The 12,351-nt window shown below is 39.2% G+C and carries 10 protein-coding genes; 9 read left to right on the top strand and 1 reads right to left on the bottom strand.

From position 1 onward, the window contains the following. Positions 1 to 15 precede the first annotated feature (15 nt). From BDI_RS16130 to BDI_RS16100, 7 genes are all read left to right on the top strand, one after another. Positions 16 to 1,233, top strand: a complete 1,218-nt coding sequence (locus BDI_RS16130) for an O-antigen ligase family protein (RefSeq protein ID WP_011967214.1) — start codon at positions 16 to 18, stop codon at positions 1,231 to 1,233. Further along, positions 1,196 to 1,990: a glycosyltransferase family 2 protein gene (locus BDI_RS19935; RefSeq protein ID WP_011967213.1), complete on the top strand. Its 795-nt coding sequence runs from the start codon at positions 1,196 to 1,198 to the stop codon at positions 1,988 to 1,990. Before BDI_RS16130 ends, BDI_RS19935 begins: the two co-directional genes overlap by 38 nt. 37 nt (positions 1,991 to 2,027) lie before the next feature. Beyond that, positions 2,028 to 2,978, top strand: coding sequence for a glycosyltransferase (locus BDI_RS16120; protein ID WP_011967212.1), 951 nt, complete (start codon positions 2,028 to 2,030; stop codon positions 2,976 to 2,978). A gap of 11 nt (positions 2,979 to 2,989) precedes the next feature. Then, positions 2,990 to 3,769 carry a glycosyltransferase family 2 protein gene (locus BDI_RS16115; protein WP_011967211.1) on the top strand — a complete coding sequence of 260 codons (780 nt, stop codon included), beginning with the start codon at positions 2,990 to 2,992 and terminating at the stop codon, positions 3,767 to 3,769. A gap of 155 nt (positions 3,770 to 3,924) precedes the next feature. Next, complete coding sequence (locus tag BDI_RS16110; RefSeq protein WP_011967210.1) at positions 3,925 to 5,274, top strand: sugar phosphate nucleotidyltransferase; 1,350 nt, start codon at positions 3,925 to 3,927, stop codon at positions 5,272 to 5,274. Beyond that, positions 5,259 to 6,230, top strand: a complete 972-nt coding sequence (locus BDI_RS20455; protein WP_011967209.1) for an SIR2 family protein — start codon at positions 5,259 to 5,261, stop codon at positions 6,228 to 6,230. The genes BDI_RS16110 and BDI_RS20455 overlap by 16 nt, the downstream gene beginning before the upstream one ends. 46 nt (positions 6,231 to 6,276) lie before the next feature. Further along, a complete protein-coding gene (locus BDI_RS16100) occupies positions 6,277 to 8,241 on the top strand; it encodes a hypothetical protein (RefSeq protein ID WP_174928625.1) in 1,965 nt (654 codons plus the stop codon). 994 nt (positions 8,242 to 9,235) lie between these two features. On the opposite strand, the gene BDI_RS16095 is transcribed toward BDI_RS16100, so the two are convergent. After that, positions 9,236 to 9,646: a DUF3836 domain-containing protein gene (locus tag BDI_RS16095; RefSeq protein WP_005859949.1), complete on the bottom strand. Its 411-nt coding sequence runs from the start codon at positions 9,644 to 9,646 to the stop codon at positions 9,236 to 9,238. A gap of 344 nt (positions 9,647 to 9,990) precedes the next feature. Between BDI_RS16095 and BDI_RS16090 the strand changes: the two genes are divergently transcribed. Continuing rightward, positions 9,991 to 11,178, top strand: coding sequence for an LruC domain-containing protein (locus BDI_RS16090; RefSeq protein ID WP_228002576.1), 1,188 nt, complete (start codon positions 9,991 to 9,993; stop codon positions 11,176 to 11,178). Between the two features lie 21 nt (positions 11,179 to 11,199). Then, on the top strand, positions 11,200 to 12,348 hold the full coding sequence (locus tag BDI_RS16085; RefSeq protein ID WP_011967205.1) for a BPL-N domain-containing protein: 1,149 nt from the start codon (positions 11,200 to 11,202) through the stop codon (positions 12,346 to 12,348). Positions 12,349 to 12,351 lie beyond the last annotated feature (3 nt).

Genomic DNA, 12,351 nt, shown 5'->3' with positions numbered 1-12,351 from the left:
AGATAGATTTGCAGAATGATTAAACTACTCTTCATCATTTCGCTACTTGCAATTTATTTGTGGTGTGGCCAGACGGATAAAGGACGGAAAGTCTATTTCTTGACAGCAATCGTGTTGTCATTTATTCGAGTACTTAAAGTTCCTGTTTTAGGAGACATAATGCCTGCGATGCCCATGTTCGGAATCATGCTTGTAACAGAAACATACAAGTCTCTGTCGGCATTAAAAGGGTGGTATCTGTATTTGTTGGCAGTTATAGTTTCGTTTCTTATTGGTCTTTTGTCAACTGATATATTGCGAGCTTTTCCATGGATTGGCCCAGTGTGGGACGTAATGGCCATAGCAACCTTGACTCCTCTTTATATAAAAACATACGAGGATCTTCAAAGATTTACACGATGCATACTCACAGTATCATTCATTTATTCATTCACTACAATACTGGCTTTTTGGGGTTTTTATGACGGTGTTGTTTTATTGTCAACAACGGATTCTGATATCATTAATCAATCCCGTATTTATGGAATATCATATTCTAATTTGACACAGACATTGTCTGTCATTACTATTTGCCTATTACCGCGTGCAAACATTAATAAGAAAGTAGTTTATTTACTGATTGTGATTTTCTCATACGCAGCTTTCGTGACGCTGAAGAGAATGTCGTTTATCGCCATTATATTATCTTTATTGTACTTTGTATATGTAGAATACAAAGAACGACAATATAAAAGTGTCTTGATAATTGCGGTATTGACGATATTAGCATCTGGTAGTGATTTATTGATGTTTATACTCGACAGGTTTGATATATTCTCCAACACTACCGCTATGACGATTACAGACCATTCATCTCAAACCAGAGTAGACCGAATCAACTTTGCCATGGATAGCTTTATCCGTTCTCCGTTATGGGGAAATGGAGCAGGATATGCCATATATATACACAACGGTCTTATGGAAATCTTGGCAAATTGCGGATTGTTGGGAATTGTATTTATTGTCGCACAGTATTTAAAGCCGTTGAGGGGTATTTTTTCAAGGAATCCTTGGAGCATGTGTACCTTGATATTTCTTATTACTGGCTTCTCGCTTGAGGCTGCAATTTCCCGACCGGAGTTAATGTGTTTTCTCGGTTTCTTTATTGGGGGATATACTGTATCTGAAAATTTACATATAGATTATACTAAACAGGATGAACAACAAATTAAGTGTGATTATTCCGACATTTAATGTTGAAATTTATTTAGAGGAACTGCTTTGTTGCATTGAGAACTGGGCAGATGAGATTATCATCTGTGATTCATTCAGCACGGACAAGACTTTGGAAATAGCTCGTCGGCATGATGTAAAAATCGTGCAGCATGAATACATCAATTCAGCGAAACAAAAAAACTGGATCATACCGCAAGCTACAAACAATTGGGTGATGATCATCGATGCGGATGAAAAACCGGAAGAAGCATTGAAAGAAGAGGTTACAAAATTCCTTGCGACAGTGGAAAATGAAGTAGATTTAGCGTATATACCTCGCAAGAATTTGTTTTGGGGTGAGTTTATGGGTAAAGCTTCTGCATATCCGGATTATCAATCAAGGTTGTTCCGCCGAGATAAAGGGCGCTATCAAGATAAGGAAGTACACGCTCAGGTGGAGGTATCAGGTCAAAAGGTATATTTGAAGCACGCATTGGTGCATGATGATTTTACGGATATCTCATCTTGGTGGTTAAGAAATAACAGATATTATCGTTACGAACTGGATGAGTGCATAAAAAAACGGCAAAAATGGGGAATGAAGTTACAAATAGTAAAACCTATCTATGTGTTTTGCTTAATTTATTTCCGTAGAGGTGGGTGTTTACATGGCTTCAGAGGTCTGTTTGTAGCTATGCAATGGTTCATCTATTATTTCATGGTTGGAGCGAAATTATATGAATACGAATTGTCTCAACATCAAGATTTGAGACATAAATCTGCAAACTCCAAATAAGATATTGCACAGTATCGAACAAATTACCAACTAATTTATGCGAAAAAAAATTGTAAAGATAGACCTTAACAACAAGGTTTATGGAGGACGTGTATATGAAAATCAGGTAATTGATCTATTGAAAGATACATTTGAGTTCAAACGTGTCTTTCTGATAAAATATCGAACAAAGGTATTAAATATTCCAAGAATACTATTCTTGTATATAAAATATAGATTTTTCTATAGAGGCTCTTTATTTTTAACGAATCAAACTACATGGTTTGCAGGACGATATTCTCGTAATATCGTAGTGGTACACCATTTAGATAGTTCTTTTTCCTATGGCACAAGTTCTTTTTACCAAATTTTTTGCGAAAAGGCATTATATCGTAACAAGAATAGGTTTACAAGAGTTGTCACTGTTGCAGATTGTTGGAGAAAGATGTTAGAAAAAGATGGTTTCAAAAATATAACTGTTATATATAACTCATTCAATACTAATTTATATCATTTTTCAGAAAACGAAAAAGAACGATTCAAAAGGCAATACGGATTCAAAAATAAACCACTGATATATTTGGGGAATTGCTTAAAGAAAAAAGGCGTCATAGAAACCTATAATTCTTTGAAGGATATTGATGCCTATTTTGTTACATCCGGGAATAAAGATGTGGAACTTCCTATACCTAATCTTATGTTACCATTTGAGGAATATCGTCTTTTGCTGGCTGCTTCTGATATTGTCATAACAATGTCTCTGTTCAAAGAAGGCTGGAATCGTGTAGTTCATGAGGCCGTGCTATGTGGAACTCCTGTTATCGGAAGTGGAAAAGGTGGAATGGAAGAATTGTTAGTGATGTCAGGGCAAACAATCTGCACTTCTTTTGAAGATTTGCCCCATCACGTGAATAGATTATTGAAAAACAGGTCTATACCGGACTCTCACTCTCTTATGAAATTCGATTTGCGCTACTTCAAGAAATGCTGGGAAACGGTATTGTTATAAACATTACTTATATGGAAACAGATTTTGGATTAGTATCAATAATAATGCCATCGTACAATTCGTCTAAGTACATAGCGAAAACAATTGATTCGATTGTGAGTCAGTTCTATACAAACTGGGAATTGCTGATTACTGATGATTGTTCTACAGATAATACGTGTGAGATTATAAAGGAATATGCCGCATATGACCAGCGAATAAAGCTTTTCGTTATGGAGGAAAACAAAGGTGCAGGAGTGGCTCGAAATAAATCCATTGAAGAAGCAAAAGGACGATACATTGCATTTTGCGATAGTGATGACCGTTGGAAACCGGAAAAATTGGAAGTGCAATTACGGTTCATGGTAGAAAATCGGGTGGAAATCTGCTATTCTTCTTACTTGAAATGCAATGAGAATGACAAAGTTTTTGGAATCGTCATCGCTCCCTCCAAAATTTCGTATAAAAAAATGACACGAAATGACTATATTGGGTTTCTGACCTGTATCTATGATACACATCAGATAGGAAAAATTTATATGCCAACATTGAGAAAGAGACAAGATTGGGCATGGAAAATTCTTCTAATGAAAAAATGTCCTATAGCATATGGCATAAAAGACACACTGGCATATTATAGAGTTAGGGAAGGTTCTCTGTCTAATAATAAGATGAAACTCATTCGTTACAATGTAACAGTATACAAGCAAATTCTTAAATACAATACTGTTAGGGCATGGGCAACATTTTTATGTGTTTTTTTACCAAATTATTTGCTGAAAAAATGCATGACAAAATTAGTCAATAGGTAATTATTGATTAATTATTTGCAAAGAAAAAATCGAATATAATGGAATTTTTATTCGCATCTCCTTCTGTTAGTTGTATTTATTACCTACCCGTTTACACAAAACGAAATTAGGCAAAATCAAACTTCGTGATGTAAACTCACAAAAGAACATAATCTATGCAAATCATACTGTTATCCGGCGGCTCGGGCAAACGCCTGTGGCCGCTTTCCAATAATACACGGTCAAAGCAATTCATTAAACTGCTGACTGCGCCCGATGGCTCGAAAGAGTCGATGGTGCAACGGGTGGTACGGCAATTACGGGAAACCGGCATCTGTGATTCGATTACCGTGGCAACAAGCCAGTTGCAGCGGGATGTCATCATCAACCAGCTTGGAGAAGAGATTCCTGTAGTTACGGAACCGGAGCGTCGCGATACATTCCCAGCTATCGCTCTCGCAAGCTCGTATTTGGCCTACGAACGAAAATGTTCCACCGATGAGATTGTAATCATCATGCCTTGCGACCCTTATACTGAAGCTGGTTATTTTGATACGATTCGCAGGATAGCGGATGCAGTGAAAAACAATGTAGCCGAACTGGTATTGATGGGAGTTAAACCCACATATCCGTCAGCAAAATACGGATATGTAGTGCCAGCCAATGATGTACAAAACAAAGGAACATTTCAAGTATCACGCTTTACGGAAAAACCAGATATGATGACTGCTGAGAAACTTATTTCGGAGGGTGCTTTCTGGAACGGGGGCGTATTCGCTTTCAGGTTGGGATATATGACGGATATCGTAGCCCGGTACATTGAAGCCGACACATTTGCGGAGATCCGTTCCCGTTACGGGGAGTTTCCCAAGATCAGCTTCGACTACGAGGTCGCCGAAAAGGCACAGTCGGTAGCCGTCGTACCTTTTGCCGGAGAGTGGAAAGACCTTGGTACATGGAATACGTTGACTGATGAACTATCGGAACACACCATGGGCAATGTTATCATGGATGAAGAATCCGAGAATACCCACGTCATCAACGAACTTGGACTGCCAATCATGTGTATTGGCACACGGAATCTGGTCATTGCGGCATCGAACGACGGAATCCTGATCTCGGACAAGAGCAAGAGCGAAAACATCAAGACCTACGCCGATTGTCTGCAACGCCGACCGATGTTCGAGGAGCACCGCTGGGGCGAATACAAAGTTGTCGATACCGCCGAGTTCCCCGATGGCTGCAAATCCCTTACCAAGCAGCTGAAAATCAAATCCGGTAAGGGTATCAGCTATCAGCTACACCGCCATCGCAATGAAGTCTGGACGTTTATCGACGGCGAGGGAGAACTGGTACTCGATGATATCAGGTCGGTTGTTAGCAGAGGCGATACGGTTACGATCAAGAAAGGTGTTAAACATACAGTTAGGGCTATCTCCGACTTGACATTCATCGAGGTACAGTCAGGAGAGCTACTTGTGGAATCAGATGTAGAACGTTTTGAATGGATATGGAACGACAGATAGACAAATCCAAACACCTGATATTCGAACACGATACTTATCAGGCGAATATCGAAGCCTTAAGACAGGAACTGAAGGACAAAAAAAAGATTGTCCTGTTTGTAGGTGCCGGAATCAATTTAGGGAGCGACAGCAGCATTGATATCAGTTGGAACGGGCTGCTAAACATGATGCTCAAAGACGCTTTGTCCATATTGTCTGCCGAGAAAAGATATACGACTAAAGAGAAGGAACGTTTGGAAAACCTGTTATGTTCCTCACAAAGAATCGGTCTAAGAACTGAAGAAGAGCAATCCCTTTGGGAAACATTACACACTACCGTTGAAGGAGAGTTCACGTCCTTGGTGCGGGCTTCCATCATCAAATCCATTTTGGGTAAAAATTACATCCATACGATCCGCCATCAATTGTACCGGTATTGCGACAAGGACAAGATGACTGAAATCTTTTTAGAGCATTATGGCCCAGGAAAAGAATCAAAAGAAGGTGCTCCTTCCTTGAACTCATTATACCAGCTTGCCCGGTTCATATTACTGTACGACCCTCTCGTGGCTGTTGTAACCTACAATTATGATAAATTCCTTACCATGGCTGTCGAAGTCCTGTATGAGAATAAAGACATTTTTTTTTCTGAGAAGGAGCAAGAGATGTTAATGGGGAACAAACGATGGAAAAACGGAGTCAGGATTGAGGAAGTATATGGGAATTTTAACAATTCTCAACAAGCGGACAATATCCTACCGATATATCATATACATGGTTACCTTCCTCCTTTCAACGAGCCGTTTCTGAGCGATGGGAACGAAATCGTCCTTTCGATGGAAGAGTATTATGATAATGTACGCAATGTCTACTCTTGGCAAACCGCCACCCAATTGCATTTTCTATGCCATTTCACCCTTGTTTGCGATGCAAATGATGCATGGTATCGCCAAATCATTGAACAATTTGGAATTTAAGCCGCAAGTTCCCGCATTCTATTCATTGGACAAGAACACAGACCAGATGAACGATATGCTTTTGGACTTCATTATCTCCAAGTGTATTGACAGGATGGTCAGGACAAGCAGCTTAAACAACGACTGGACTGGCAGCCGGTTTGCCGATGCGATATTTGACACGGGCAAAATTCGTGCGGGAGCATCGCACTCCAATACTCCGCCACCATTTCCTGAAAATTTGCAAAGCAAGATAGATTCATATATATCTGGAGGTATCGTATTTTACAACATCCGAACCAATTCATTGCATTTCAGAACAGCCCAATCCATAGATTCGCAGGCAAATATACTATTTACTCGCCGATATGATAAGATATCCGATTATCAGAAAATCTCAAATGTATTCTCGTCTGATGGAAACTTCGATTTTAGAAATGACTTTTTTGAGGTTCGATTCAATGGACATATTCCTATAGAAAATGAAAATAAAGATTCCAGAAATGAAATGGAATATAAATATGTGACAACTCCATCTCACACATTCAGCAAAATCCTTTCACATATACAAAGGGGGGCGGAAGAGAACACCAAGAACAAATCGATGCCATCTTCCTGCATTGTCATAGACGGATTGACCAAAATCAACGACAGCGACCTAAAAAGTTTTGAGCTGACGCCTTTTGAACATATACTGAGAAAAAGCGCGCTTGTCACTATTATCGTAATTGATGACTTGGATGAAAAATTAAAGATCAGTGCAGACATCCTGATTGAGCTTGGCCGCATAGAGAACAATAAGGAAAATTATACATCCCATGCTCTCCGCATAAGCAAGAGCGTGTTCCAATTGTGCGCATACGGGTGGCATGAATACAAGAAGAGAGATTACGGAATAGAGGTGTATCCTAGTTCCCATCTTCTGCTGCAACAAAAACGGTATTTGCCGCAAGCCAAGATTCTGACCCAACAGGGCATTTTAGAAAACCATTATTTGCGCCATGTAAATGCAAACGTTTCCGATGATGTCAAGAACAAAGGGAAGCTGAAAGAATATGAGGAGTATAAAAAGTCTGAAAATTCGGCCATGGATGTACTCCGAAACCTATATTTTGGCTATACTAAAAAGAAAACAACCACGGTAAAAGAAGCCTTGCAAGAACTTTTTGGTTATAAAAATGGGACTACATCCGGAAAAATAATTGCAATAATCGGTTCTCCGAACTCCTTTAAATTCTATTTGGCGGCAGGAAGCTGTTTCTGCGCGGCAAAACAAGGTATCCATACATTGTTTTTGACTTTTGACAGATTGATTGACAATCTTAGGCAGCATTTGGTATGTCCGGCATGGAATTCTATGGAAAATACACCTGTCCCTTGTTTGGATAACACAAATAATGGAAAAGAAAAAGGCACGGACACAGCTTATACTAATGATATGAACGAATATTTATGCACAGCAAATTGTTCGCGGCATTGCAAATTGTCAGAATGTGAAAAATGCTATTCCAAGATGCATTCCTTCAATATCAATATGGGCTGCATATCAACAGATGAGTTGCTGTACTATTTGAATGAGCAGCTGAATATTTGCTTTGACAAGAATGCCGATAAAAAGATAGGTCGGATTATCATTGACGACCTGCAAAAAATAGATTACAGCTTTCCCCTGTTGAAAGACAATGATTTGTTCTTAAGCGCAATCAAGAACTATTGCCAAAAGAAAAGTCTAGATTTGGTTATATTGTGTGACAAGCACGCAGGATTGGCAAAATGTTTAAGGTCTCTGTCAGACAATGTCATATGTATGGAGCGGAATGAGATGGATGATACTGGTCAGTCATTGTCCATTTATGTGGAGAAATATTCCGGCATAATATTTCCCAGCCATATCCTGAAAGAGGGAATCAAAATAGAAAATACGGAAGGGAAAAGCATTTATGATATTTTTAAGTGCCAAAGCAAGTCATGTGATATTGAGTTTGAACCTAATGCCGTGCCGATAAGTTTTAAGAGTTTTTGGAATGAATGATATTCTATCAACCTATTTTATCAGTTTTAAAAAAAACATAATGGCCGTTCATTCTAAACTTCTATTTCCGGATAGCGTTTCTTGTTCTCCCCAAAATAATCTCTATCGGGACAGAACGATAAACAAAAGCATAAATATCAGACTAACTTGTCCCGATAAAAGAACATGACTATTGAAGATGAAATCCTACAATACCTGCACTATCATCCTCTATCAAACCAGGTTGAGATAACACATGGGATAACCAATCCTTCCAATGATAGGGTAGCAAAAGTTGTTAATAAGCTAATAATCAGCACTATGAATAATTTTTAATTCCACCAATGAGTTTTCTGAATAATCAGGATTTGGATATGTACATAACTGGTAGTAATTCCAGACACCTTTAAAAGGTGTTGTAACCGAGTTTCGCAATTTGGAATGAAATCGTCACTGCATATAAATAACGGTTCTCAAAAGATAATTATTATCAGTGCCCTGACTTTTGTCTGTCAAAATAATGGAGGAATAATAATAAACATCTTCGACTTTCTTTTGAATGAAGCCAGCTTGAATATATGAGGTATGGTTACAATTCAAATAACCTTTATACCCCAACCGAGAAACGTAAAATTCTTCTTGATTGGGGTAATTTTTTAATATAATTACTGGTCGTGCAATCGCTGGTAGAAGCAATATGTAGGCATTCCGAATATACCTTTTTTCGGTAACCACAAATTGATTATGCAATTTCCCTCACTTAATCCCTCAACCTCCCTTTCTTGAATTTTTTCCAATCCTCTTCCCAAACATTTTTTATTTTTCCTTCGAGATTTTTTCTTTAATCAAAAAATGTTCTTACCTTTGTTTAAAGAATAGTTGTTTCACGAGTATGAGACTGTAAAATACTGAAATTAGCACAATCTCCAAATCGTTACCCGAAACTTTTTAAAACTTCTATAAGCGTTTGTCTTTCAAATCAATCTGTCAACAAGATAAGAATTTAAAGTATGTATTATGAGAAAATTTCTTCGTAATTAGTACTCGGGATAATCATGTTCTGGACATTTAAGCTAAAGTTTTTCTTTTTCTTATCCCACATACCGTAATTTGTCTTTATCTCTCCACTTTGATCATCATATTGATAAGTGATCTGATAGAATGGAACCCATTCATCGTTTGTCCGATCCCAACGAAACGCTTTCTTCTCGGAAACCTTGCCGTTCTCGTTGTACTGGAACTCATATCTTACCTGTTTGTTCAACAGTCCGTTTTCCTGTAAGAATACCACTTTAGAGATAATCTTACCATTCTCCTCTTTTGTATCATATAGATAATCTTTAGGAGACGCTGCGCTTATCGCTAAACTACACATGAAAGTAAAAACAAGCGCAAGAATACTTTTACCCCAAACTGATGTCTTCATACTATTTTAATTTATAAGGTTACTATCATTTTGTACCGCGAAGTAAGGAAGTTTCCCGACAATCACCAAAAGCAAAGTGACAAATCGTTAGTAATATCACAATATTTAACACATTCAAGACCTTCATTCCCTTCGATTCTCCCATGTTTACTGATATATTGTAAACCAAATCGTAAGTTCCCCCGATTTTTAAATATCTATTATTTACCACCAGCCGGATGTAACTTTCAAAAGAAAACTTTAGACACCGCTTTTTTAATAAATTAAAAATCTATTGATTAATAAATATATTCTTACTTTTGCAAAGGCAGAATGCAAATTGATTTCTTGACATGCGACAAATAATGAAACTATTTATCACATCCTTTCTTTTTATCCTATTCTCAGGATGTACAAAGGATGTATATGATCCTTCCGATAAAATTCCGGGAGAAGGTACTAATCCATTCTCAAAGGTAACAATTTCCTCTAATTTCGATTGGTCGATGATACAAATATCCCACCTTACCGTACAATCTTTCGACCCCTATGATGGCACCTATAATTATCTGGTAGAAGTATTTGATAAAAGTCCGGAAGATCAAGATGCGAATCTTCTCGCTACCGGGGTTTGCTCAAAGAAAACGCTTTTCGATAAGAAAATTATCTATCCAAAGGGAGAGTCGGATCAAGTTTACATAAAATTGACGACCCCTACCGGATATCAAGTTACCGCTCCTGTCACCTTAACACCGGGTAATGATAATGTCTGTGCTTTCGATTCGTTAGCCGTATCGCAGGAAACAACCGCTACTCCGGTTAGCCGTACCCCGACCCGAAGCGTGTCTTCCACCTATACATTTATAATAGAAGACTCTTTCCCTAATTACGGAGATTATGATTTTAATGATGCCGTGATAAAAGTCCAGATGGAAACTTCCATGAAAGACGATTATGTACAATTCGCCAATATAAAACTGACTTTCCGTGCATTAGGCGGAACTAAGCGGGCCGGAGCTTTCATCCATCTCCCCGGCATAAAGTCCAAAGACATCCAAAAAGCCGAGTTAAATGGCTGGACCACGACTCCAGAATCGGAAACCGAGACTCCGGTTTATGCCCTATCGGATGATATACATGGATTATTCTCTTTTCATGAAATGATTAATACAGATAATGACCTTCCATATAGGGGAAAGCAAGAACGTTTGATCACCTTTTCGTTCGCAGCCGGTGCCTTAAAAGATTTGACCATTGATGACATCGATCTTTTCACGACCGTATTAAAGCGGGAAGGAGAGGTCTTACGCACGGAAATCCACCAACGTAATTATAGCTATACCCCCAAAGGGGTCAGATACCGTTATTACTCAAATGATAATTGCATATGGGCCTTAATGATACCGGATGATTTCAAATACCCTGTGGAACATGCTTTTATTGGTGATGCCTATCCGGATCTATTGAAATGGGTAAGTGGAGATAGCAAACATGTACAATGGTATAAAAGTAAGAATACAGTTGATAAGTGGATTTATACCCGAGAACAATAACAACCTAAAATCCTCCGTAAAATGAAAACGACCGCCATCTTATTTCTTGCCTATCTGGCTTTATGCGTTCAGTGCTCAGTGCCGGAAAACAAGAGCACGAAAAAAGAGATTAGTACTCAACCGATAAAGGTGGGTGTATTCGATGGGCATGGAGGAGCACAGACCTGTATTTGGGAAACTGTCGCCGCTATCCGGCTGGACCCGGAAATGGAGGTACGTACCATTACTACAGCAGATATAGCCAATAATGCGCTCGATTCGATCGACGCTATTATTATCCCGGGAGGAAGTGGCAAAAGTCAGTACTTAAACCTAGGGACCTTAAATCAACAACGTATCAAGGACTTCATCGCTAAAGGTAAAGGGGCTGTCGGGATCTGTGCCGGAGCCTATCTATTCTCGAATACTCCCGATTACACCTGTATACAGCTAAATGGACAGCAAGCGATCGACATCGAGCATGACAACCGAGGGCATGGATTAGCGAAATTCACCTTATGCGAGGAGGGTAAGAAGATATTCCCCGAATTAGCCGACCGCGATACGAGTTTCGTCATTTACTATGAGGGACCGGTATTTATAAACAATCCGGTTGATACGATCCAAAGCAACACGCTTGCCATCATGGAAAGCGATGTGCATGAGGAAGGAAACGCCCCGGCTAATATGACAAACGGTAAGCCATTCTTCGTAGCCAATAACTACGGGAAAGGGCGTGTTTTTAGTTCCATCGCCCACCCCGAAGGTACTCCCGGCATGATGTGGATGATCCCCCGGATGGTACGTTGGACCTTGAATAAGCCTTTTATCCCTTATCAATCCTCCGCCGTACGTCCAGACCTGTTCAATCATGAATCATTAATGGCTACCGATGATTTAAAGCAGGAAGAAAAAGCCTTTCAAATCCTTTTAAGCGGAGAAAGCGAGCAAAAGGTTGCCGCCTTGGATTGGCTGGAAGCACATCATTCATGGGACGCCAAACGATGGGTACAAGGATTGCTTTATGACGCTTCACCCGCCGTCCGTATCCGGGCAGCCCGGTATATAGCGGATACCCATTACTTACCATTCTTACCCAACTTACAGGCGGCCTACCGGACAGAAACCGATAAGGCAACCCAAGAAGAGTTAAAGACGCAGCTGGAGAAACTAACAGCCTTACTTCCTTAGGCT

It is taken from the genome of Parabacteroides distasonis ATCC 8503 (assembly GCF_000012845.1).
Classification (GTDB): domain Bacteria; phylum Bacteroidota; class Bacteroidia; order Bacteroidales; family Tannerellaceae; genus Parabacteroides; species Parabacteroides distasonis.
Note: the sequence above shows the minus strand (reverse complement) of the source record. Positions and strands in the feature narration are given on the sequence as shown.